18 protein-coding genes and 3 pseudogenes are annotated in these 23,240 nt (G+C 43.8%); 13 read left to right on the top strand and 8 right to left on the bottom strand.

Annotation, left to right across the window (positions count from 1 at the left end):
• Positions 1-10: 10 nt before the first annotated feature.
• Genes C7I86_RS14670 through C7I86_RS14660 form a run of 3 tightly spaced genes read left to right on the top strand, consistent with a single transcriptional unit; the run spans position 11 to position 2,356 of the window.
• Positions 11-280 carry a UPF0175 family protein gene (locus C7I86_RS14670; protein ID WP_010873991.1) on the top strand — a complete coding sequence of 90 codons (270 nt, stop codon included), beginning with the start codon at positions 11-13 and terminating at the stop codon, positions 278-280.
• Positions 277-771 carry a DUF3368 domain-containing protein gene (locus C7I86_RS14665; protein ID WP_010873990.1) on the top strand — a complete coding sequence of 165 codons (495 nt, stop codon included), beginning with the start codon at positions 277-279 and terminating at the stop codon, positions 769-771. Before C7I86_RS14670 ends, C7I86_RS14665 begins: the two co-directional genes overlap by 4 nt.
• Positions 772-787: 16 nt before the next feature.
• Positions 788-2,356 carry an NAD(P)/FAD-dependent oxidoreductase gene (locus C7I86_RS14660; RefSeq protein ID WP_010873989.1) on the top strand — a complete coding sequence of 523 codons (1,569 nt, stop codon included), beginning with the start codon at positions 788-790 and terminating at the stop codon, positions 2,354-2,356.
• A gap of 92 nt (positions 2,357-2,448) precedes the next feature.
• Here C7I86_RS14660 and tgt read toward each other — a convergent pair.
• Positions 2,449-3,573: pseudogene (gene tgt / locus C7I86_RS14655) on the bottom strand (tRNA guanosine(34) transglycosylase Tgt).
• Positions 3,574-3,661: 88 nt separating this feature from the next.
• The gene (locus C7I86_RS14650; protein ID WP_010873987.1) at positions 3,662-3,772 is read right to left on the bottom strand and encodes a PetM family cytochrome b6-f complex subunit 7; all 111 of its coding nucleotides are present in this window, start codon (positions 3,770-3,772) and stop codon (positions 3,662-3,664) included.
• Positions 3,773-3,872: 100 nt separating this feature from the next.
• Between C7I86_RS14650 and pdxA the strand changes: the two genes are divergently transcribed.
• The 4 genes from pdxA to C7I86_RS14630 all read left to right on the top strand — a co-directional run bounded on the left by pdxA (position 3,873) and on the right by C7I86_RS14630 (position 6,392).
• The gene (gene pdxA, locus C7I86_RS14645) at positions 3,873-4,922 is read left to right on the top strand and encodes a 4-hydroxythreonine-4-phosphate dehydrogenase PdxA (RefSeq protein WP_010873986.1); all 1,050 of its coding nucleotides are present in this window, start codon (positions 3,873-3,875) and stop codon (positions 4,920-4,922) included.
• 359 nt (positions 4,923-5,281) lie between these two features.
• Complete coding sequence (locus C7I86_RS14640; protein WP_010873985.1) at positions 5,282-5,524, top strand: DUF2997 domain-containing protein; 243 nt, start codon at positions 5,282-5,284, stop codon at positions 5,522-5,524.
• Positions 5,525-5,604: 80 nt separating this feature from the next.
• Positions 5,605-5,991: a DUF1257 domain-containing protein gene (locus C7I86_RS14635; RefSeq protein WP_010873984.1), complete on the top strand. Its 387-nt coding sequence runs from the start codon at positions 5,605-5,607 to the stop codon at positions 5,989-5,991.
• Positions 5,991-6,392 carry a ferredoxin gene (locus tag C7I86_RS14630; protein WP_010873983.1) on the top strand — a complete coding sequence of 134 codons (402 nt, stop codon included), beginning with the start codon at positions 5,991-5,993 and terminating at the stop codon, positions 6,390-6,392. Before C7I86_RS14635 ends, C7I86_RS14630 begins: the two co-directional genes overlap by 1 nt.
• A 124-nt stretch (positions 6,393-6,516) precedes the next feature.
• Here C7I86_RS14630 and C7I86_RS14625 read toward each other — a convergent pair whose 3' ends face one another.
• The 4 genes from C7I86_RS14625 to C7I86_RS14610 form a co-directional block, all read right to left on the bottom strand.
• Entirely contained in the window at positions 6,517-7,485 is a 969-nt protein-coding gene (locus C7I86_RS14625) for a lysylphosphatidylglycerol synthase domain-containing protein (RefSeq protein WP_010873982.1), read from the bottom strand.
• 191 nt (positions 7,486-7,676) lie between these two features.
• The gene (gene queF, locus C7I86_RS14620) at positions 7,677-8,090 is read right to left on the bottom strand and encodes a preQ(1) synthase (RefSeq protein ID WP_010873981.1); all 414 of its coding nucleotides are present in this window, start codon (positions 8,088-8,090) and stop codon (positions 7,677-7,679) included.
• 70 nt (positions 8,091-8,160) lie between these two features.
• On the bottom strand, positions 8,161-9,447 hold the full coding sequence (gdhA, locus tag C7I86_RS14615; protein ID WP_010873980.1) for an NADP-specific glutamate dehydrogenase: 1,287 nt from the start codon (positions 9,445-9,447) through the stop codon (positions 8,161-8,163).
• Positions 9,448-9,575: 128 nt separating this feature from the next.
• Positions 9,576-9,968 (bottom strand): RidA family protein, encoded by a 393-nt coding sequence (locus C7I86_RS14610; protein ID WP_010873979.1) that lies wholly within the window; start codon positions 9,966-9,968, stop codon positions 9,576-9,578.
• Positions 9,969-10,133: 165 nt separating this feature from the next.
• Between C7I86_RS14610 and C7I86_RS14605 the strand changes: the two genes are divergently transcribed.
• The 3 genes and pseudogenes from C7I86_RS14605 to C7I86_RS14595 all read left to right on the top strand — a co-directional run.
• On the top strand, positions 10,134-11,054 hold the full coding sequence (locus C7I86_RS14605) for a GIY-YIG nuclease family protein (RefSeq protein WP_010873978.1): 921 nt from the start codon (positions 10,134-10,136) through the stop codon (positions 11,052-11,054).
• Positions 11,055-11,403: 349 nt separating this feature from the next.
• Positions 11,404-12,231 (top strand): annotated as a pseudogene (locus C7I86_RS14600) (IS5 family transposase).
• Positions 12,203-13,145: pseudogene (locus C7I86_RS14595) on the top strand (IS701 family transposase); the annotation flags it as partial. The pseudogenes C7I86_RS14600 and C7I86_RS14595, both read left to right, overlap by 29 nt.
• 325 nt (positions 13,146-13,470) lie before the next feature.
• Here C7I86_RS14595 and C7I86_RS14590 read toward each other — a convergent pair.
• Both C7I86_RS14590 and polA read right to left on the bottom strand, forming a co-directional pair.
• Complete coding sequence (locus C7I86_RS14590; protein ID WP_010873973.1) at positions 13,471-14,679, bottom strand: hypothetical protein; 1,209 nt, start codon at positions 14,677-14,679, stop codon at positions 13,471-13,473.
• Between the two features lie 182 nt (positions 14,680-14,861).
• The gene (polA, locus tag C7I86_RS14585) at positions 14,862-17,822 is read right to left on the bottom strand and encodes a DNA polymerase I (protein WP_010873972.1); all 2,961 of its coding nucleotides are present in this window, start codon (positions 17,820-17,822) and stop codon (positions 14,862-14,864) included.
• A gap of 655 nt (positions 17,823-18,477) precedes the next feature.
• Between polA and C7I86_RS14575 the strand changes: the two genes are divergently transcribed.
• The 3 genes from C7I86_RS14575 to C7I86_RS14565 all read left to right on the top strand — a co-directional run bounded on the left by C7I86_RS14575 (position 18,478) and on the right by C7I86_RS14565 (position 23,235).
• Complete coding sequence (locus tag C7I86_RS14575; RefSeq protein WP_223211302.1) at positions 18,478-18,894, top strand: L,D-transpeptidase; 417 nt, start codon at positions 18,478-18,480, stop codon at positions 18,892-18,894.
• Positions 18,895-19,001: 107 nt separating this feature from the next.
• On the top strand, positions 19,002-20,144 hold the full coding sequence (corA, locus tag C7I86_RS14570) for a magnesium/cobalt transporter CorA (RefSeq protein WP_010873969.1): 1,143 nt from the start codon (positions 19,002-19,004) through the stop codon (positions 20,142-20,144).
• Positions 20,145-20,397: 253 nt separating this feature from the next.
• Positions 20,398-23,235: a cation-transporting P-type ATPase gene (locus C7I86_RS14565; protein ID WP_010873968.1), complete on the top strand. Its 2,838-nt coding sequence runs from the start codon at positions 20,398-20,400 to the stop codon at positions 23,233-23,235.
• The last annotated feature ends 5 nt before the right edge of the window (positions 23,236-23,240 follow it).

Below are 23,240 nucleotides of genomic sequence, written 5' to 3'. Positions count from 1 at the left end.
TCAAAGGGTAATGGTTGATGGTCGTCCAATGCAAATCACCTTAAATCTACCGGATAGGTTAAATCAGATCGGAGAATTTGATCAAAATGATTGGCTCCGGGAAATTGCCATTGCCCTATTTGAACAAGAACACATTTCTCTGGCTAGGGCCAGTAAAATCTCCTCCATGGAAATTATGGAATTTCAAAAACTTCTATCAGATCGGGGAATTTGTATTCACTACGATGTGGAAGAATTAGCACAGGACATTCAGCACCTACAAAATCGCAGTTGGTTATGATTGTTGTTAGTGACACTTCTGCCATTGCTAATCTTGCTATTGTTGATCATCTTTGGTTATTACAGGCAATTTACGAAAGTGTAATCATTCCAGGCACTGTTGCCAATGAAATTACTGTCGCCACCAACTCAAAAATTTCATCAATTCTGCAATTAGATTGGATTCAAATTCACTTGCTTAGCCCCCATGGTTATGAATTGGCCGAACAACTACAAAGAGAACGGGGACTTGATGCTGGAGAAGCCCATTCCATAGCCCTAGCCCTTGATTTGCAGGCTGATGAGCTACTGATGGACGAGCGTTTGGGGAGAAGAGAGGCTACTCGCTTAGGATTATCAATAGTCGGAATTTTGGGAGTTTTGCTTGTTGCCAAACGAATAAATCTTATTCCACAAGTGAAACCCATTATTGATAATTTGATCAATCAAGCAGGATTTCGTGTTAGCTCTCAACTATACGAAAATATCCTAATTTTTGCTCAGGAAATTTAGCGAAAAAATTAATTAGATGAACTATGCAACTACACCCACAGCTTTTGTGGAATCTAAACTGAATTCTATGCCAGGAGATGCCCTGGGTTATCTACGGCGTTTAGATCAGCGTTGGCAAGCCCTATGTCAGGGAGATTTACCTCCCATTGCTGAAGTAGCTCAAAAAGTTAATACAAACTTGGGGGAAGCAGATTTTGACGCAGTAATTTGTGGTGGTACCCTGGGAATTTTATTGGCCGCTAGTTTGCAAATAAGGGGTTGGCAGGTAGTTGTCATTGAAAGGGGCAAATTACAAGGTCGTGCCCAGGAATGGAATATTTCCCGCCAAGAATTACAAACTTTTGTTGAGTTAGAACTGCTCACTTCAGAGGAATTAGAAACGGCGATCGCCAGCGAATATAATCCTGGCCGCATTGCTTTTCATGGTGGGCAAGAATTTTGGATTAAAAATGTTTTAAATGTAGGGATAGATCCAATTTACTTACTAGAAAAACTTAAGCAAAAGTTTCTGCAAGCTGGGGGTAAATTACTAGAGCATAGCGCTTTCCAAAAAGCAATTATTCACTCCGATGGAGTTGCAATTAGTTACCAACATGATGGAGAAAATCAAGTTGAAAGAAAGCTCACTAGCCGTTTACTCATTGATGCCATGGGGCACGGTTCTCCTTTGGTAAACCAAGCTCGACAGGGAGAAATACCTGATGGAGTTTGCCTAGTGGTTGGTAGTTGCGCCCAGGGTTATTCTGACAATGAAACTGGAGATTTAATTGCCACCACCACGGGAATTACCAATCATTGCCAATACTTTTGGGAAGCTTTTCCTGCTCGGGATGGCCGCACCACCTATCTGTTTACCTATGTGGATGTGCATCCAGAACGCATTAGTTTAGAATTCTTTTTTCAAGAATATTTTCGCCTATTGCCCGAATATCAAAAAATTAATTTAGACCAACTACAATGGCAACGGTTTTTATCTGGTTTTTTTCCTGCTTATAAATCCAGTCCTCTCCATTTTTCTTGGGGTAGAGTGTTAGCCGTAGGGGATAGTGCTGGTAGTCAATCCCCCGTTAGTTTTGGTGGCTTTGGAGCCATGGTTCGCCATCTCAAACGGTTAACCAATGCTATTGGGGAAGCCCTGGCAGGGGATTATTTGGCTGCGGAAGATTTGGCTCTTTTACAACCCTACCAACCTAATATTGGCGTTACTTGGTTATTTCAACAAACCATGGGAGTTAAAGTTGGCCAAACTGCAGATCCAGAGCAAATTAATCGCTTAATGAATGCGGTTTTTGCTGTTATGGATCGACAAGGACAAGAAGTCATGGAACCTTTTTTGCAAGATGTAATCCAATGGTCTGGCCTAACCCAAACTTTACCCAGGGTAAATCCACTCATAGTATTGCCTTTGTTACCACAAATTGGTCTACCCGCTTTAATGGAATGGTTGGGACATTATGCTAACTTAGCGGGCTATAGCTTAACCTACCCCCTAGCTAAAAATCTTCTATTCACTAACCCTAGCTTTGAGCAAAAACGTCGTCTAGAAGCTTGGTACTATGGATCTGGTTACGATTTCCACCATTGAAAACTTGTCTGATTTAGTCTTTGTTGGGGATTCGACAAGCCCTCCATGCGTCCCCATACTGGATTTGCGATCGCCTAAGTTTTTTACTAGACTTACTCCGGTGGAGTTAGCCAATGGGCAAAATCTTGGGTGAAAGTATCATTTAAAATTGCTTGGCGAATGCTTTGGGTGAAACGGATTAATTCCGTAATATTGTGCAAAGAAAGCAAAATGTAACCCAACATTTCCCTGGAGCGGATTAAATGGTTTAAATAAGCACGGGAGAAAGTTTGGCAGGTATAGCAAGGACAAGTTTCATCCAAGGGGCGATGATCTTCCCGGAAAGTGGCGTTTTTTAAATTCCACCGTTCTCCCTGTACCAATGCTGTGCCGTGGCGACCAAAACGGGTGGGTATGACACAATCGAACAAATCAATACCCGCAAAAATTGCCCTGGCCATTTCCCGATAGGTGCCGACCCCCATCAAGTAACGGGGTTTATGGGCTGGTAATAATGGGGCCGTGTGTTGTACCACTTTATCAATCAGCGCTGGTGCTTCCCCCACACTTACTCCGCCAATGGCGTAACCGGGCAAGTCTAGGGCAATGAGTTGTTCTGCCGCTTGGGAACGCAAATCTAGGTAAGTGCCCCCTTGGACGATGCCGAACAGAGCTTGATCACCCGGTCTTTGGTGGGCTTCGATACACCTTTCTAGCCAGCGATAGGTGCGGGCGGTGGCTTGTTCCACCATCAGGCGATCGCCTTGGCCGGGAGGACATTCATCAAAGGCCATAATCACATCAGCCCCCAACGCATTTTGGATGCGAATGGAATTTTCTGGAGTCATATCAATCAAGCGGCCATCCCTCGGCGATCAAAATAGGACCCCCTGTTCACCAATGGTGCGTAATTGACTGAGACTAAAAACCTGAAACCCACCAGAATCTGTCAACATCGGCCCCGACCAGCCCATAAACTTGTGTACTCCCCCAGCGGCAGCAATAATCTTTTCCCCTGGTTGGAGATGGAGATGGTAGGTATTGGCTAGCACCATTTGGGCTTGGGTGTCCGCTAGCTGGGCGGGGGTAATGCCCTTAACCGTTGCCAAAGTACCCACGGGCATAAAACGGGGAGTTTCCACCGGCCCATGGGGAGTCTGAAAAATTCCAGCCCGGGCTTGGCTATGGGAACACCGGGCTTGGCACTGATAAGTAAAATTCACACTAGGCAATGGCACAATGGACAGTTAATCGTCCTGGTATCAGTATCACTTCAACATTTTTTCCTAAACCAGGAAGGATTAAACCGCCTTGGCCGAGGAATTTTTATTCTTCGCTACCTTGGAGTTTGATAATGACAAAGCCCCAGGCTAGTCCTAACAAGGTCAAGCCAATCATGATAAAAGCGCCATTGGCCAACATGCTTTCAGCGGTCATAGTCAATTCCTCAATGGGGGATGAATAATTTGGGATGAAAAAATCTTTGTTGTCGGTGGTTCATTATCCCATAGGAATCTCCCCTTAAACCTGATTGAGCATGGATTGTATGAGTTTGCCCCGTTTAATTTTGACCCTGGGTGATCCGGCAGGCATTGGTCCTGAGGTGGTGCTCAAAGCTTTGGCTGAACCTGGGTTAGCTTCAATTTGTCAGTTAACGGCGATCGGTTCCCGTTCTGTGTTGGATCAGACCCGTAGACAATTGTTGGCCCAAAATCCGGGTTTAAATCTAGCAGATCCGGAAACAATTAATTTGCTAGAAGTGGACCTCTCATATCTGGGAAAAATCACTGTTGGTCAGGGAGATGCGGTTAGTGGCGCCATTAGTTTTGCCTATTTAAATGAAGCTATTACCAGAACTTTGGCCGGGGAATTTGATGCCATTGTCACTGCCCCGATCGCCAAATCCGCTTGGCAAGCCGCTGGCCATAATTACCCAGGGCAGACGGAAGTTTTGGCCCATCGGGCTGGGGTGGAAAGCTTTGCCATGGCATTTGTGGGGCGATCGCCTTTTACTGGTTGGACTTTACGCACGTTGCTAGCCACCACCCATATTCCGCTCAAAGAGGTGCCCCAGGCTTTAACCCCTCAATTAATGACTGCAAAATTGGAATTACTGCTAACTTGCCTGGCCCAGGATTTTGGCATCAGTAATCCTTCCGTGGCGATCGCCGGTTTGAATCCCCACAGCGGCGAAGAAGGAAAATTAGGCAGCGAAGAACAGGATTGGTTAATTCCTTGGTTGGAGCAAGCTAGAAAAAAATATCCCCAGGCCCAACTAATTGGCCCCATTCCTCCGGATACCATGTGGGTCGGCCCTGGCAAAGCTTGGTTAACCGATGGCCAAACGACCGTATCCGACGCTTACCTGGCTTTGTACCATGACCAAGGCTTAATTCCCGTTAAACTGCTGGCATTTGATCAGGCTATTAATACCACTATTGGTTTACCCTTTGTCCGCACTTCCCCCGACCACGGCACCGCCTTTGACATTGCGGGGCAAGGCATTGCCAGGGCAGATAGTCTCATTGCCGCCATTAAACTGGCCGCCGAGTTGGTGGAGCAAAGATGTCGCCCACGGGCACAGTAGTCAAGATATTTTTCAGAAACAGATTGCGGTTTTCTATTCTGAAGAACCCAAAGAAATTCTTAATGAAAGACCCAATCGCAGCAAGCCGCGGGGTATGCGCAACCCATTTTTAGATCAATCAAATTTTCTCTTTTTCTCAGAAAAGGCAAAGCCAGCGCCGCAATAATTCTTTCCCTATGGTCTCCATAGGGGTTTGCGCCCCCATGAAATGTTAATTTTTGCTACAATTTATGCCAGTTTCTTAGCTAGTTGGGCCAAAACTAGAATAACTTCTGGTTTGCCGGGACCCATCAGCCAAGATTAATTACTGGGGGAGTTCCGGCCATTGCCCAGATAGTGAACTATCACCTTGATCACCCATGGGAGGATTGACCGTGAATCTAGAAACTCTGGAATTCGTCATTTACCCCGACGGCCGGGTGAAGGAAACGGTAACCGGCATTGTGGGTCGCTCTTGTCAGGAAGTGACCGCGGCGATCGAGGCCGAACTAGGGGTAGTGCTTACCCAGCAGACTACTTCGGAGTTTTTTGCCCAAACCAGTCCGTTGAACCAATCAGTTCAGCAATCCCAGACTCTTTCTAGCTGGCCTGGGGGAAGTTAAATTCTCTCTGTATGAAAATCCTTGTTTAAAAGTTTTAAGAACCTGTCTCATCCATTCTTCTAATTTTTTTGTAATTTCCTATGTCTCACTTTAGCAATATCAAAACCAAGATTCGTAACCTTGATGTGTTGAAAACCACCCTCACCAACTTGGGTCTGGATTGGAAAGAAGGGCCGGCCACCGTGCGGGGCTACCAGGGTTTGACCGCCAAAGCCGCAGTGGTGATTGAACAGAGCAATGATTACGACCTAGGTTTTAGCTGGAATGGTCAGGAATATGAGTTGGTGACAGATTTACAGTACTGGCAACAGCCCCTTTCGGTGGAAGGATTTCTGCAAAAAATCACCCAGGGTTACGCTCTGGAAACCGTACTTAATGAATCGGCCAAACAAGGTTTTGCGGTGACGGAACAACAAAAAAATGAAGACGGCTCAGTGCGGTTGGTGGTGCAACGCTGGAGTGCCTGATGGTGATAGCTGATCTAAATTTTCCTCCCGATCACCGTTCTGGACTGGAACCGGAGTTGGGGGGAGATTGGCGTAATTTCGATGACCGTTCTGGTTTAGAGCCGGAATTGGGCGGAGAGTTACGGGAAAGGGGAGTCTATGTGGATGAAGTGACCTGCATTGGTTGCAAAAACTGTGCCCACGTGGCTCCCAATACTTTCACCATTGAGCAGGAGCATGGCCGCTCCCGGGCCTTTAGCCAAAATGGGGACGATGAAGCGGTTATCCAAGAGGCGATCGATACCTGTCCGGTGGACTGTATCCATTGGGTGCCCTACGACGAGCTGAAACATTTGGAAGAAAAAAGGAAGCATCAACAAATTCGTCCCCTGGGTTACCCGCAAATCAATCCCCATTTGTAATTAATTGGGTGATGGAATCTAATCGAAATCAGCGGATGCCGAAACCTAAATAATTTGCCAATAATCCAGCTAAACCTCAAAAATCTGCCGACAAGGCAAAGCTTTGTTTTTTGTCCACATTAATCTACTCAGACTCAGAGCCTGATTTTTGCCGTCGTTCCCGTCGATGTTGTAAAAGCTCAAATGCCCCCAAGCTGAGGCTCGCACTGCCCAAGGGAATCCAGTAATAAATCACTCGGTATGCCAACAATGCCCCCAGCACTTGCACCGAGGAATATTTAGGAGTCAGCAAAAATAACACCACCGTTTCAAATACCCCCAGTCCCCCCGGCACATTACTGATAATGCCCGCCACCTGCGCCAGCAGATAAATGCCAAAAAAGCCGGGAAAACTAAGGTGATGGTGCCCAGGTAATAGCACGTATAAAATACCAGAGGCTAAAATCCAATCCACCGCCGTCAAACCAATTTGAGCTAAGGATACGGCAAAGGGAATTTTGGGAGTTTGCCATTGGCCGATTTTGAATGGCTTAATTAAATTGCCCGTTATCAACAAATAAATCCCAATGATGGCAAGGAAAGTAAAGCCAATGGGATGGACAGAAAGAAACGGTAAATGGAGAAAGGCGGGCAACTGTAGGGGATCCACCACAAAAGTTATGCCCCCCACCGTTAATAAACCCACCCAAAAACTCAGGTTACAAAAGGCGATCGCCTGGGCAATGATGGGGGCAGAAACCTGCCAGGATTGATAGAGACGGTACCGGATGGCACTGCCACTGAGCAAGGCCAAGCCGACACTGTTACTAATGGCGTAACTGACAAAGCCGACAAAGCTAGTTTTCGTCAGGGGTAGAGATTGCCCCAGGTAAAACATGGCCAGAGTATCGTAGCCAGTCAAAATTATGTAGTTGATCAGCATGAGCGCAAAGGCTCCGGCTAAACGGGTTTTGACAATGCCCTGAAAACTGGCTAAAACATTTTGCCAACCGTAGTGGTGTAATTCTGAGTTGATGGCCCCAATGGAAAGCACGAACAAGCAAGCCCCGATCGCCGCCGGCGCAATTTTTTGTATCTTTTGCCAGGCGGTCATAGCCTCACCTCATAAAATGCGAAAATCTTCCAAGCTGGCTCAGAATCTGTTTGTAAAATCTGATTTTTGACCCTAAATCGACCCACTAAAGTTCCGGCAATACTGGAAAACTTTGAGCTAACTTCCCCCAAAACTTAGGGGGTAGCTGGGGACTTTTGAAACATGCTCCTAGGAACTAGGATTAGTTGCTTTTAACTAGCTTTTTCCTGATGATATTCCACTTCAATCACCGTATGAACATTCCCCCGGGGATTAAAATCAGCTTTTAGTCTAGCGTACAAAGGATTGGCCACCGCCACAAAGTCATCCAAAATCTGATTGGTTACTTCCTCATGGGGAATATGGCGATCGCGGTAACTATTGATGTAAAGCTTGATAGACTTTAGCTCCACCACCTTCTGGTCAGGGCAATAGGTCAGATAAAGGGTGGCAAAATCCGGGTAGCCGGAAAAAGGACATTTACAGGTGAATTCCGGCAGGGTGATATGGACATCGTAACGACGGCCGGGGCGGGGATTGGGGAAAGTAATCAGTTGGGCATCCCGAATTTCCCGCTCGCCATACTTTTCGACGTTATCGCTGGTGGTAATGGTAGTTTCGGTCATGGTGAACAGTGAAAAATGGACGGGATTAGGAAGCAGCAGAAAAACACCATTCCTATTATTTCAGATTTTCCTAGCTGTCCTGGTAATAATCCCTAGTCCCCTTAGCATCCATAGCTTCGCTCAGGCGGTTAAGGGCGTGGATATAGGCTGCAGTGCGCACATTCACATCCAATTCCTGGGTAATGTTCCACACATGTTCCGCTTCCTCCACCATTTTTTCCTTCAGGCGATCGTTAACTTCCTTGGCGCTCCAATAAAGTCCACTGCGGTTCTGTACCCATTCAAAGTAGCTCACCGTCACCCCCCCAGCATTGACCAAAATATCGGGGAAAACATAGATACCTTTGCTAGCCAAAATATCATCGGCGGCGGTGGTGGTGGGCCCATTAGCAACTTCAAAAATGTAGCGAGCTCTGACTTGGTCTGCATTGTCGCGGGTAATTTGATTTTCCAAGGCGGCGGGAATGAGCACGTCCACGTCCAGAGCTAGTAACTCGGCATTACTGATTTGTTGATTTTCCCCTAAATCGCAGATGGCTTGGTCACAGTACATACCCGCTAAAGTGCGATGCCGTTGTTTGTAATCAATCACAGCGGGAATATCGATGCCTTGTTCGTTATAAATGCCCCCCTGGGAATCACTGATGGCCACCACTTTGTAGCCATCTTGGTATAAACATTCGGCTACCACCATACCCGCATTACCGAAACCCTGGACAGCAACGGTGGTATTTTCGGGATATTGGTCAAACTTGGGTAGCATGCCCTGCATGATGTAAAAAGCTCCAGTGCCGGTGGCCGTGTTGCGACCTTGACTGCCCCCCATGGTGACGGGTTTGCCGGTGACCACAGCGGGACTAATTTTGCGGCGAATGATGCTGTATTGGTCCATCATCCAGCCCATCATCATTTCATTGGTGTAAACATCCGGGGCTAAAATGTCGATGTCCGGGCCAATAAAATCGGCGATCGCCTCGATGTAACCCCGACTTAAACGCTCCAATTCTGCTCGGCTGAGTTCTTTGGGATTGAGGGTGATGCCCCCCTTAGCTCCTCCGAAGGGCAAATTTAACAGGGCACATTTAAAGGTCATCCAAAAGGCTAAGGATTGCACCTCATCCATGGTGACGTTGGGATGGTAGCGCACGCCCCCTTTGCCTGGCCCCCTGGTGTCGTCGTAGCGCACTCGGTAACCGGGAAAGATTTTTAAAGAGCCATCGTCCATCCGCACCGGAATGGAAACACTGAGACTGGTTTTGGGATATTTCAGCCTTTCCCCGGCATCGTCGGAAATGGCCACATATTTCAGGGCTTTTTCTAATCTTTTACTGGCATCGGCAAACAGTGATCCAGCCATAATTGCTACTCCTGGAACAGTGGGACCGCTATTGGCTCTGGAGCGGGGCGGCCTGAATATTCCGAACAAATTTGTTTAATCAACAGTTCCATTAGAGCATGGAGCCTGGGGCCATGACGGACATTGCCCTAGGTTGGTAACACAGCGACACAATCGATTTCTACTAACACATCTTTGGGTAGGCGGGCCACTTCCACACAACTACGGGCCGGAGCCGTAGCCTCGTCAAAATATTGGCCATAGATGGCATTAACTGCGGCGAAATCGTTCATATCTTTGAGAAATACCGTAGTTTTAACCACATTTTCCCAACCACAGCCCGCTTCCTGGAGCACCGCCCCTAAATTAGTCAATACCTGTTTTGCTTGGACTTCCACGTTCCCCTCTCCCATAATGGTCATGGTTTGGGGGTCGAGGGCAATTTGGCCAGCCGTAAAGAGGAAACCATTGGCGGCGATCGCCTGGTTATAGGGGCCAACAGGGGCAGGAGCTTGGGCAGTTTGAATAATTTTCATGGTCATAAAAGAGTGGCTTGCTATACTCTTCTTATCAGTCTCGTCACACTTTGGCAATTTATCTAAACTTTAGTTAATAAGTTATTGCTAATAAACTGATTAATCATTTTAATTCATTGACACAAAATCCTAGGACATTCTACTTTTTGTTTTTTAAATTTGACGTAACCAATGATAGCTGATAGTTTTTTACTTAACTTACCAAAGGTTTCACTCGCCACAAAAGATAACCTACCAATTTTTTCCGGCATTTACTATGTCGTCGACGAACAAAATTTAGTATGGTATGTTGGAAAAGCTAAAAATATTAGAAACAGATGGCAAGGCAAAAGTCACCATCGTTTTTTTCAACTTGAATCACAGAAAAATCATTATTTCTCAATTTATTACCGAATAGTTGACGAAATTGAACTTGCTAAAATAGAAAAAGAAGAAATTGAAAAATATACACCTCAACTTAATACATCTAAAGTTAAAACTAAAACGTTTCGACCAACGGAAACATTGCTCAGAGAAACATTAATTAAAATTCAAGGATTTGCGTTTATTATTGGAGTAGATTACCAAACGAAGGAACTAGAAGCAATAAATTCCGTGTTGGGCAAGCGCAAAAACTCTATATCTCCAGTCATTCATATTGCCATCAACCCAACTTTAATCAAGAAAAAACTTTCATCAGACAGTGAAGATAATACTTCAGATATCATACATTCAATGTTTCAGACGCGAAAACAATACGCTAAAAAATGGGAAGTAATACCTAAATTTCGTCAATCTTATCAGCTTGGAGCATCTATTTATCGTTTACATGTCAATAATTTTATCGTTGAATATGGTACGGTTACGACTCAATTAACTATCCAAGAATTTCCACTAGATTTTAGCCAAACTTTTTTAGCACAGGAGTCAATCCCAGCATTAACTGAGGAATCTCTTTCAAAACTGAAGAATAGAATTGCTGCAAAAAATGGACGCTCTTATTTCACCTATATTCTTCAAAATTTAAAAGCTTATGAGAATGATCTAGTTAATATTCATTTTAATGATTCCGTTGAAAAAGAAAAATTGGAGCAAGCAATGACAACAGCTTGAAAAGACTATGAATCAGGCAAAAAGGGAATTGGTAGTCGATCTAAAAGCATCACAGATAAAAATAGTAGTTTAATTCGTCTAGCAAATGCGAGGGGAGTTAACATCAACAAAAAACATGAAAATCTCATCAATGTCAGGAAAAATGATCAATTTGGAATATACATTATTCCATTCAACTTCGATCTAAAGAAGGATAGTTTTTTTTTAAATCTTGCTCACACTAAAGTTAATGGACAATTAACAATTTGTATTGATTCTAGGCTTTCTACTATTTTTCTGTTAGAGCGTGTTTGAAAAGTAGGGTGAAGAATGGAAAATGGTGAAAAGAATAAAATTTTCACCATAATTAATGATAATCCGAGAATTTTACAGCACGGACATCACTGATAGCCAGTGGCAATTGGTAGAACCTCATTTACCCAAAGCAAAAACTGGGGGAAGAAAATGGAAAACTAGTCTGAGGGAGATACTCAATGCCATTTTTTACATGCTCAGAACGGGGTGTGCCTGGCGACTTCTGCCCCATGATTTTCCTAAATGGCGAACGGTCTATGGTTATTTCCAGCAATGGCACGAAGATGGTACCTGGAAAAAATTAAACCGTATCTTCCGTGAGAAAGTTCGGCTCAAAGCTGGAAGAAATACTCACCCTAGTGCCGGTTGTTTAGATTCACAGTCACTTAAAAAGGCTTGAACTGGCCAAGAAACTGGCTATGACGGTGGAAAAAAGGTCAATGGTCGTAAACGTACAATCCTCGTGGATACCATGGGATTACTTCTCGATGTTGTCGGTGCCCATCGCTCTGACCATCAGGGTCTGATTCTACTTGGCACCTGGTTTGCTCCCCTTTGGCAGTGCCTGCAAGTTATATGGACTGACAGCACCTTTGGCGGAAAGGATTTTATTTTCTGGGTGGAGCATACTTTTGGTTGGACCTTGAATGTGGTCAGCAAAAAGCAGGGACAAAAAGGCTTTGAAGTCCTACCCCGCCGTTGGGTAGTCGAGCGCACTTTTGCTTGGTTTGGTCGTTATCGTCGTTTAAGCAAAGATTATGAATATTTACCTACCACCAGTGAGACAATGCTCTATGTTGCCATGGTTCATCTCATGCTTCAAAGGCTTTGCTTAAAACTTTTCAAACACTTTCTTAGAGGAGGTAAAGGAAAGAAGAATTAATAAAATTCTGAGTTTTGCGAAAGGAGAAGCAATAACAATGCTCATAGACGAAACAGGGGATAGGAAAAAAGGAAGAAAGACAGATTATGTTGCGCGTCAGTATATTGGCAATCTAGGAAAAATAGAAAATGGAATAGTAGAGGTGATGTGTTATGGAATTATAAAGGGAATGACAGTACCATTAATCAGCAAAGTATATAAACCAGAGGCAAGACTAAAAGAGGGGGATAAATACAAAAGCAAACCAGAGATAGCAGGGGAAATTATCAAAGAAATAAAAGAGCTTGGTTTCAATATAAAGGTAGTATTAGCAGATAGTGAATATGGAGAGAGCAGCGAGAACTTTGTAAGAGTATTAGAAAAAGAAAATCTAGAATATGTACTAGCTATAAGGAGTAATCATGGAGTCTGGCTTGGGAAAGAGGAAAGAGTAAGAGCGAACAAATGGAGAAAATTTGAGAGAGAATTTGCAAGTGGAAAGTCGGAAATAAGATACGTGAGAGAAATTATTTATGGAAAGAGAGGGGAAAAAAGATATTGGCAAGTAACGGATAGCAAGGAGAAAATGCCGTCAAATTCAACGTATTGTATTATGACAAAAGTATCAGAAATAAAATATAAAGAAGTGGGTAACTTATATGGAGCAAGGAACTGGATAGAGTATGGATTAAAGCAAATAAAGAATGAACTGGAGTGAGCAGATTTTAGAATGATGGACTATTCCAGAATAGAAAAATGGCGGGAAATAGTGATGAGCGTATATTTAATGATAAGTCTTCAGATAGAAAATTTGCCTCCGCATGATAACTCCTTAAACAAATCAAAACAGACTAGGGAGATAGCTTATCAGAATATACAAAAACATCCTTGGTGGAATCAAAAAAGTGGATGGAAAAACATACTTAACAACATGAGATTAATAATTCAGCCATTATGTTACTTTAATTTATTAAAGCCGTGGATGACGGTGATTTATACACCTCAGTTATTGAGAAGCTTCCATTGCTTATTTGACAGATTGAAGAAGGCAGTAATGGCTTTAGGAGACCTTATTATTGCTCCAATTATTTTACCTTCCCACCTACACTGATAGAAGAGCGATATAAAAAATAAATCTTGTGAAGCACCTCGAAAATAGGGGTGCCTATTGAGAATAACCCTTTATGTCGGGGTCATTTTTCGCAATCAGGCAATTAATCGAGGTGCTCCTAAACTTATCAATTGGAATTAATCAGGACGCTACTTTTGGTCTAAAGCTTCCTGTAAAGTTTCTGGGCCTTCCCCTTCACTGGCTACAGTACGCCAGGGCCATTCCTGGGAATGGAAGGGAGCTAGGGGGGGCAACATGGGAGTAATGCCATTGGCTTCGTCGTAGGCACGGATACGGGCATGGGCTGGCCCCACAGCATAGGAACCTTGGGACGCGGCCATGGGTACTCTGGCTCCGTCCTGCCTGGCGATCGCCTCCCGGGCCCCGGTGCTGAGCAATTCCACATCCATGAGGAAATAATCGTCAAAGAAAGCTAGACCCAATTCCCGGTCTTTCACAATGCGGGTCAGCAGGGACAACATGGTGTCCGGTTTGGTGGTGAATTCCGTGGTTTCAAATAGTAATAGGCGATCGTTGATGGCTTCCTTGCCAAAGAATTGGGCCATCAAAGTAAATAAAATATTGTTGGTGCGGGTAACGTAAAGGGTATTGGTCACCCCAAAGGTTTGGTCCCACTGGTCGCCGATCATTTTTTTCCATTCCGCCATAACTTCCATCCAATGGTCCACTTGGTAGGTGGCGGCGGTGGCGATGGTGGTGGTGAAATGGGGCACTACCTCTTTAATCCAAGCATTGATCTTTTGGTGATCGATCACTCCAGCGGCCAAGGTTTCGTCAATAAAGCTAATGTTATTGGTCAAAATTTCTTTCACCGCTGTCAAAGCATCTGGTTCTAGTCCCAACTGATCCGCCTGGGCCAGGGTGTTGGCCTGTTCGGCTCGGTAGGCCGTCAATTCTGCTTTCCAACCATCCCCAGCGGCGGGAGCATTGTCGGCAGTGGCAAAATAGGGCTGAAGAATGGCGTAGATAGCCATGGAACTATGGGAAACTCCTTTGACCACTTGGTATTGCACCGGCACTGGCGGGGCCTGGATCGGCGTAGTTTTACCCGGCATATACAGATAAAAATCTCCCCCCTCATTACTGAATAAACCGAGAATAATGGGGTGTTTAGCCCTAAATTCCCCTGTGTAGCGGTCTAGGGATTTGGCGTAGTAAACATTCATTTGGGAGTCGAGCAACAGGCTACTTTTAATAGCGTTGTTTAACAGAGCCCAGGTGGGAAAAGCCATCAATAAAACCAGGGCTAAAGCCAGTACAGCTTTGCCCAACCAACCATCGTTTAAACGGGCCAAAAGCCTAGTCTTTGGTAAATTGGCAAAAAAATTTTGGGACATAGATCAACAGCCGTAGTTACTATTCTTTGTTCTCAAGGCAAGGGGCTAGATCCGAGACAAATTTGGTCTTGTGCTTAAACCTAGTGTCGTTATTATCACACCAGTTTTTGATCCTCGTATTACCTTGGGCAGTGGAGAATTTTTAAGAATAATTAAGTTGTTGCTGAAAGTTTGTCACAAAACTACTTCGCTTCCATCCAATTACTACCCCGGTGCATTTCCACCACCAACGGAACCGATAAGGTAAGGGCTTGCTCCATGGTGTTTTGGATTAGGGGAGCTAGCTCTTCCCATTCCTCCGGCGGCATTTCAAAAATCAGTTCATCGTGTACTTGCAATAACATCCGGGTTTGATAACTTTCCAATAGCTTAGCCAGCTTAACCATGGCAATTTTAATAATATCGGCGCTGGAACCTTGGATGGGGGCATTGGCTGCTGACCGCAGCAGTTGGGCATCGTTATAATTCATTTTTACGTCCACCAAATCTAGCTCTGTCACGGTCTTTCCCCTTAGTTGTCTTAGAGCTTCGGTAACGAAATTAAAGTAACGCCGCCGCCCCACAATGGTGGTGACATAACCCTTGGCGATCGCCTCTAGCTTCATAGTTTCCAAGTAATCAAAGACTTGGGCATAGGTGCGGTGGTAACGGTCAATAAATTCCCTCCCTTCCACAGCGGAAATCCCCGTTTCCCTGGCAAAGCGCTGGGCACCCATGCCATAAATAACGCCAAAATTAATCGTTTTACCGAGATTTCTTTCCGCCGGGGTAATATCTTCTTTGCCGAAAAGTAATTTAGCGGTCACCCCATGGACATCCTGGCGATCGCCGTAGGCCTGTAGCAATACCGGTTCTTGGGAAAGGTGGGCGAGGATGCGTAACTCAATTTGGGAGTAATCCGCCGACACCAAAAGCCAATCTTTTTGGGGTAAAAAAGCTCGCCGAATCTGTCGGGAAAAATCCGAACGAATGGGAATATTTTGCAAATTAGGATTGGAAGAAGATAACCGTCCAGTGGAAGTGACAGCTTGGTTAAAATCCGTGTGAATGCGCTGGGTTTGGCCATTAACTAATTCCGGCAAAGCATCCACATAGGTAGATTTTAATTTTGCCAAAGTACGATGTTCCAGAATCGCATCAATAATGGGGTGGTCTCCTTGAAGTTTCTCCAGGGTGGCGTGGTCAGTGGAATAGCCCGTTTTTGTTTTACGAGATTTTTTCCGGTCTAAGCCTAATTTATCGAATAAAATAGTACCCAATTGTTTAGGAGAACTGAGATTAAAACTTTCCCCTGCCGCTTCATAGGCTGCTGTTTCAATGGTAAGTAAATTTTCGGCCAATTGTTGGGACAGAGTTTGTAAGTAATCACAATCAATACGAATGCCCCGGTCTTCCATCGCTGCTAAAATCTTTTCTAAAGGCTGTTCGATCTCCTTAAGAATTTCTTTGAGTTCAGGATATTGATCTAATTCTTTTTGTAATTTTGACGCTAACAAATAGGTGGCATAGCAATCTAATCCGCAATATTGCCCCGCTGTTTCCAGGGGTAAATCAGCAATGGTCTGGTCTTTTTTTAAGCCTAAATCTTTATAACTCAAGGCCACTAAACCAAGGTTATAGCGACGGCAAAGATCGGTTAAATTATGGGTTTCTTCCGGTTGAAGAACGTAACTGGCCAGCATGGTGTCTAACACTACGCCTCCTAACTCAATACCATGGTGGGCCAAAACTCGTCGATCAAACTTGGCATTTTGTAAGACTTTGGGATAAATAGCATTTCCCAGAATTTCCCCTAAAAGATCTTTAATTATGCCGAGAGATAGCTGTTCTCCTTGATGATGTTTTAGGGGAATATAGGCCACTTGATTAGGTTCTTGACCCCAGGCACAACCAATACCCACTAAGTTTGCCACCAGAGGATCTAAGCTGTCGGTTTCCGTGTCCCAAGCAACGGGAAAGTCAGCATCAGTATGTTTTTTTAATTCCTCAACTAAAGCTTCGAGTTGGGCAATGGTGGTGATAATTTGGGGCTGAATTTGTTTTGGTAGCTGAATGGTGATTAAACCATCTTCTTGGTTAACCACTGGCACGCCATCAAACAATGATAATTGCTGAGAATCGTCTGGATTAACTTTTTCTTTGCTTTTTTTTGCCTTAACCGTTTTCTTTGGTTCTCCATTGTCAGCTTCATTGCCCATTGGTACTGGGCTCTGATTATCACTAAAGTTGCGGTGGAAAGCTTGAATTTTGTCAATAAAAGTTCGGAGTTCCAATTTTTCCAACAGGGGCACCAGGCGATCAGTGGAAAATCCTGTTAATTGCAAATCTTCCCAGGTTACTGGTAGGGGCACATCCACCACAATGCGGGCTAACATTTGAGAATGCATCGCATCATCTTTGCCGTTGTCTAACCTGGTTTTCAATGCCCCTTTAATTTGCGCTAGATTTTCATACACTTTCTCCAAGGTTTCATACTCAGCTAAAAGCTTAATGGCCGTTTTTTCACCAATGCCATTAATACCGGGAATGCAATCAGATTTATCGCCGCACAGAGCTTTAAAATCAACAATTTGGGCTGGAGTTACCCCCATTTTGTCCACCACTCCCTGCCAATCTAATTCGTCATAGCCGGTGTTACTAGAAAAGGGATTACGGGTTAAATACAGAACAGAAATATTTTTTTCTGGGCTAACCAATTGAAACAGATCCCGATCGCCGCTGAGAATTTTAACTTGATAACCCGCGTCACTCCCCTGGCAAGCTAGAGTGCCCAAAATGTCATCGGCTTCATAGCCCGCATAGGTGATGGTTTGTAAATTGAGAGCTTCCAACAATTGCTGGAGATAACTTAAATCTTCGGCAAAATCTTCTGGGGTTTCCTGGCGGTTTGATTTGTAAGCCCCATCGGCCTCATGGCGAAAAGTGGGTTCCCGACGGTCAAAGGCAATGGCGATCGCCGCTGGTTTTTGGGACTCCATCACCTGCATGAGGGAATTTAAAAATCCAAAACATACACTGGTGGGAATGCCGGCCGTTGTCCGCAGAGGGCCTTTTTTAGACAAACCAAAGGCATAGTAAGCCCGGAATGCCAGGGAATGACCATCAACTAACAATAACAAAGGGGATTTAGCAGACATAAACATGCACCAAGAAGCAAGCTAGATTATACCGCTGTTGCCGATGGCTGCCGATGTGCAATATTTTCTACCTATGGAAGAAGAACATTATGGCCTCGACCAAAACCGTCAAAGCTGGACAAACCCATCCCCGACCAGTGCGGAACGTGCTCCATTGCGGCGACAACTTTTTATGGCAGTGGACACCATGGTGGGGAACGATGTCAATCTCCTGCAAATTTTCATTGAGCAGGCAATAAATTGTTCGGGGACGGACTTAATCCAATTCAGAAAACCCTGTGTGAAAGAGAAGTATTCTCCCAGTCTTTCTTCCTCATTTTATTCTAGATGGCAAAGATTTCTTAGATTAATAAAAAGTCTATGAAGTGATTAATCATTAGTGAGAAATAGAAATCTTACTAGGGGTTAAGGCAGTATTATGAAGTTAATTTTAGGAAATTTCCAAAGGTTGCGACCGTAGATACTGCAATTTACAAAAAGTTAATTTATTTATTTTTACTTTTCAGCCAATGTTATAAAAATTGACTTAAAATGGAAGCAAAACGCATTAGTAGTAGGATTATTACTCATGTTATGGCCCCTTGTTCGATATTGGGGAAGTGGATTAATGATTGCGGGAATATGCCTAACTCAACTGATTGGAGTTGATCTATTTATCCCTATGGTTTCTGCCCAGACCTATCAGGATACTCTCAATCAAAAAATGGCTATTCTCAAAAAGTCTGAAGAACGTTGGATTGAAGTTAATCTCTCCACACAACGTTTGATTGCTTGGGAAGGGAACAAACCAGTCTATGCCATTATTATTTCCACGGGAAAGAAGGGTACCCCAACAATTCCAGGTATATTTACCATTCAAAGCAAACGAAGCATTGATCGGATGAGAGGAGCAGATTATGATATTGACGATGTTCCCTATGCCCAATATTACAGCGGCGGTTACGCAATTCATGGAGCCTATTGGCATAACAAATTTGGCACACCAGTTAGTCATGGTTGCATTAATCTAGCGGTTGATCATGCAAAATGGTTATTTAATTGGTCGGAAATAAGCACTCCTTTGGTTATTCATTATTAATGATAAAATTTATTGTGTAATCTGGCATTTTTATTTGGTCAAATTTATCCATTGATTATCATCATAATTTAATAAAACAGTAAGATTGTAAAGATTTTTCTAAGAATATGCCCAACAAGCCTCAGTTTCGACAATCTAATCTTGTTTCCCATTTCAATTATTTTAATTCACCAGAAAGTATTCCTGGAACATTAAATCTTTCCCCCAATGCCCCTCCACCGAGAATAATTTTAATTGATTACAATAAAAATCAAGCCACAAAAATAGAGTTAAAAAATCCCCTGGATTGTGAAGCTTATGTTGATACTGAATCCGTATCCTGGATTAACATTGACGGCTTGGGGAATCACACAACTTGGGAACAATTAGGTGAGGTATTTAAACTTCATCCTGTTGCTTTAGAGGATATTGTTAACGTCCCCCAACGTCCGAAAGTAGTTGAATATGAAAACCATTTAATTTTTATTTCTCGGATGGTAACCCTGGATCAATCATCTCAAACTTTTATCAGTGAACAAATTAGTTTTATTTTGGGTAAACATTATTTGTTGACCATCCAAGAAGAACCAAAATATGATTGTTTATTTTCCGTTAGGGAAAGAATTCGCACTAAAAAAGGGGCAATTCGACAAAAGAATGCTGATTATTTATTTTATGCTTTAATTGATGCTATTATCGATGGCTTTTTTCCTGTGATGGAAGTCTATGGTGAACTAGTTCAATCTTTACAAAGTGAGATTATTTCTTGTCCAACGAATAAATCATTGGCCAAGATTCATCAATTACAACAGGATTTATTAATTATGAGACGGGCTATTTGGCCCCAACGGGATGCAATTAATTCTTTACTTCGGGATGGCAGTGATTTAATTTCTGATGAGGTGCGAGTATTTTTACGGGATTGTTATGACCACACAATTCAAATCTTGGATATGATAGAAACTTATCGAGATTTAGCATCTAACCTAACAGATATTTATCTTTCCTCTGTTAGTAATCGAATGAATGAAATTATGAAAACACTAACAGTAATTTCTAGTATCTTTATTCCGCTAACTTTTATTGCTGGGATCTATGGTATGAATTTTAATCCTGATAAATCTCCTTGGAATATGCCAGAGTTAAACTGGTATTGGGGGTATCCTGTGATTTGGATGGTAATGTTGACAGTGGGAGGGATGATGCTTTATTTTTTTTGGCGTAAGGGTTGGTTTAGAAATCTTAATGATGTTGAAAAAGGAAATAGATAATTTTTATTTATTAATTCATTGAAAAAAACTGAGCAACGAGGCGAAGATGCTCATGAATAACTAAGCCTGTGAAGAAGTGATTTTCATGTTTTGGGGCGGGAAGTGTCAACTTTATTTTCACAACATATTTTTCTGACATTTTAAATAAGAAAATTTAATGTATAAATCTTTAGCTTTTTTTACGATTGATTTAGCGGACAAGAAAAATAATTCTAACGTCAGTAATTTAAGCTTATGATCGTTTTCGATTAAAATGAAAGCTTGTTGCTATTTTTTCATCTCTATGCCTCCATCTGCTTCTTTTCAGGGCCAACCTTTGATTACCTGGCATACTCTTTCTGCAGATCAAGTCGTCAGTGACTTACATGGCGATCGCCAACAAGGATTAAGCCAGCAACAGGTGGCTGAAAATTTGCAAGTTTATGGAAAAAACGAGTTGATAGAAACGGGGGGGAGAACTTCCTGGAACATTTTAGTTGATCAGTTTACAAACATTATGTTGTTGTTGCTGATCGCTGTTGCAGTGATTTCGGCCGCAATTGATATTTATCAAGCCCAACAATTGGGTAAATTTATTTTTCCTAAAGATGCAGTTGCTATTTTTACCGTTGTATTACTGAATGGTATTTTGGGGTATGTGCAGGAACGGGGAGCGGAAAAGGCCCTAGCAGCCCTCAAAGACCTATCTACGTCCAGGGTGCGAGTCATTCGAGAGGGCAAAACCACCGAAGTGGAATCCACGGAGTTAGTACCGGGAGACCTGATTCTGCTAGAAGCAGGGGTTAAAGTTCCCGCTGACGGTCGTATTTTAGAAGGGGCCAATCTCCAAATTCGTGAAGCCGCTTTAACGGGGGAAGCAGAAGCGGTAATGAAACAGGGAGATGTGCTGTTACCCGCCGATAGTGCCTTGGGCGATCGCCTAAATTTAGTTTACTCCGGCACAGAAGTTGTCCAGGGCCGGGGCACAGTGATCGTGACCGCAACGGGCATGAAGACAGAATTAGGAAAAATTGCCTCAGCCCTGCAATCTGTAGAACCGGAACCCACTCCCCTCCAAAAGCGCATGACCCAATTGGGCAATGTGTTAGTCAGTGGTTCTTTGATCTTGGTGGCGATCGTCGTTGTGGGGGGAACGCTCTTCAAACCGGATTTGTTTATGCAGTTGGTTGAAGTATCCCTTAGTATGGCTGTTGCTGTGGTTCCCGAAGGACTACCCGCTGTAATTACCGTCACCTTAGCCTTGGGGACCCAACGCATGGCCAAACGCAATGCGCTGATTCGTCAACTGAGTGCGGTGGAAACCCTCGGTTCCGTAACGACCATCTGCTCTGATAAAACGGGCACTTTGACCCAAAATAAGATGGTGGTGCAGTCTATTATTAGCGATCGCCATCGTTTAGTGGTTACAGGGGAAGGCTATAATCCCGTCGGTGAGTTTCAAGCAGGGGAGGGAGAAGATTTAAAGATTGAAAATATCCCCGAAATTGAAAAATTATTAATGGCATGTATTCTCTGCAACGATGCCATTTTACAAAAGGAAAATGGACAATGGGCGATTTTAGGCGATCCCACGGAAGGGGCTTTATTGGCCTTAGCGGGTAAAGCAAATATTTTTAAACACGAACAGGAACAATATTTTCCCCGGATAACAGAATTTCCCTTTTCCTCAGAACGCAAGCGCATGAGTGTCATTGTCCAAGATGGGCAGGGAAAAATTAACACCCCCGACAGTTATGTGATGTTTGTCAAAGGTTCCCCTGAGTTAATCCTAGAACGCTGTACCCACATTCAAGTCGGAAGCGAAATCTTACCCATTAGTAAAGAAAAGCGTAGTTATATTCTCGAAAAAAATAATGATTTAGCCGGCCGTGGCCTACGGGTATTGGGCTTTGCCAGCAAAGTTTGGACAACGTTACCTGCCAACACCACTGATGACATTGCCGAACAAGAATTAACTTGGTTGGGGCTAGTGGGAATGTTAGATGCTCCCCGTCCAGAAGTGCGAGATGCCGTGGCTAAATGTCGGGCCGCCGGGATTCGACCCGTGATGATTACTGGAGACCACCCCCTCACCGCCCAGGCGATCGCCCTTGATTTGGGCATTGCGGAACCAGGGGCAAGGGTCGTTACCAGTCGGGATTTAGACAATTGCAGTGAAAAAGAACTAGCGGAAATTGTTCATACAGTCAGTGTTTATGCCAGGGTTTCCCCCGAACATAAATTAAAAATCGTCCAAACCCTCCGCAAACAACATGAAGTCGTAGCCATGACCGGGGATGGAGTCAATGATGCCCCGGCGTTAAAACAAGCTGATATTGGGGTCGCCATGGGCATCACGGGAACTGATGTCAGTAAGGAAGCCAGTGACATGATTTTATTGGACGATAACTTTGCCACCATCGTCTCAGCGGTGGAAGAAGGTCGTGTTGTCTACACTAATATCCGCCGTTTTATCCGCTATATCCTGGGCAGTAATATTGGCGAAGTTTTAACAATTGCGGCGGCTCCTTTAATGGGGTTGGGAGGCGTTCCCCTCTCTCCCTTGCAAATTCTTTGGATGAACCTGGTCACCGATGGAGTTCCCGCTTTAGCCCTGGCCGTGGAACCAGGCAAAGCAACCGTTATGCAACAGTCCCCCAAAGACCCCCAGGAAAGCATATTTGCCCGGGGTTTGGGTTCTTATATGGTTCGTCAAGGTTTGATATTGGCCATTGTGACCATTGTGCTGATGGTGTGGGCCTACAACTATACCCCCAACCATTTAGAGGGCGGACTTTCCCCCAATCGCTGGAAAACTATGGTATTTACCACCCTCTGCTTAGCCCAGATGGGTCATGCCCTCGCCATTCGTTCTTTGACCAGTTTGACCGTTGAAATGAACCTTTTTTCCAATCCTTTTTTGCTGGTGGCTGTGGTCGTTACCTCTTTATTACAACTGTTATTGATTTATGTTGAACCGCTGCGGGCATTTTTTGGAACCCATTATTTACCTGCCAACGAACTGTGGGTTTGTGTTGGCTTCAGTGCCCTAATTTTTATCTGGATCGAATTAGAAAAAGTCTCTGTTCGACTGTATAGTAGTTTCAAATAAAGCTG

The organism is Synechocystis sp. IPPAS B-1465 (assembly GCF_003015225.1).
GTDB lineage: Bacteria > Cyanobacteriota > Cyanobacteriia > Cyanobacteriales > Microcystaceae > Synechocystis.
Note: the sequence above shows the minus strand (reverse complement) of the source record. Positions and strands in the feature narration are given on the sequence as shown.

Coding starts and splice junctions, on each gene's coding strand:
- C7I86_RS14670 (WP_010873991.1), top strand. CDS start 11: ATGGTTGATGGTCGTCCAATGCAAATCACCTTAAATCTACCGGATAGG.
- C7I86_RS14665 (WP_010873990.1), top strand. CDS start 277: ATGATTGTTGTTAGTGACACTTCTGCCATTGCTAATCTTGCTATTGTT.
- C7I86_RS14660 (WP_010873989.1), top strand. CDS start 788: ATGAACTATGCAACTACACCCACAGCTTTTGTGGAATCTAAACTGAAT.
- C7I86_RS14650 (WP_010873987.1), bottom strand. CDS start 3,772: ATGACCGCTGAAAGCATGTTGGCCAATGGCGCTTTTATCATGATTGGC.
- pdxA (WP_010873986.1), top strand. CDS start 3,873: ATGGATTGTATGAGTTTGCCCCGTTTAATTTTGACCCTGGGTGATCCG.
- C7I86_RS14640 (WP_010873985.1), top strand. CDS start 5,282: ATGGGAGGATTGACCGTGAATCTAGAAACTCTGGAATTCGTCATTTAC.
- C7I86_RS14635 (WP_010873984.1), top strand. CDS start 5,605: ATGTCTCACTTTAGCAATATCAAAACCAAGATTCGTAACCTTGATGTG.
- C7I86_RS14630 (WP_010873983.1), top strand. CDS start 5,991: ATGGTGATAGCTGATCTAAATTTTCCTCCCGATCACCGTTCTGGACTG.
- C7I86_RS14625 (WP_010873982.1), bottom strand. CDS start 7,485: ATGACCGCCTGGCAAAAGATACAAAAAATTGCGCCGGCGGCGATCGGG.
- queF (WP_010873981.1), bottom strand. CDS start 8,090: ATGACCGAAACTACCATTACCACCAGCGATAACGTCGAAAAGTATGGC.
- gdhA (WP_010873980.1), bottom strand. CDS start 9,447: ATGGCTGGATCACTGTTTGCCGATGCCAGTAAAAGATTAGAAAAAGCC.
- C7I86_RS14610 (WP_010873979.1), bottom strand. CDS start 9,968: ATGACCATGAAAATTATTCAAACTGCCCAAGCTCCTGCCCCTGTTGGC.
- C7I86_RS14605 (WP_010873978.1), top strand. CDS start 10,134: ATGATAGCTGATAGTTTTTTACTTAACTTACCAAAGGTTTCACTCGCC.
- C7I86_RS14590 (WP_010873973.1), bottom strand. CDS start 14,679: ATGTCCCAAAATTTTTTTGCCAATTTACCAAAGACTAGGCTTTTGGCC.
- polA (WP_010873972.1), bottom strand. CDS start 17,822: ATGTTTATGTCTGCTAAATCCCCTTTGTTATTGTTAGTTGATGGTCAT.
- C7I86_RS14575 (WP_223211302.1), top strand. CDS start 18,478: ATGGTTTCTGCCCAGACCTATCAGGATACTCTCAATCAAAAAATGGCT.
- corA (WP_010873969.1), top strand. CDS start 19,002: ATGCCCAACAAGCCTCAGTTTCGACAATCTAATCTTGTTTCCCATTTC.
- C7I86_RS14565 (WP_010873968.1), top strand. CDS start 20,398: ATGAAAGCTTGTTGCTATTTTTTCATCTCTATGCCTCCATCTGCTTCT.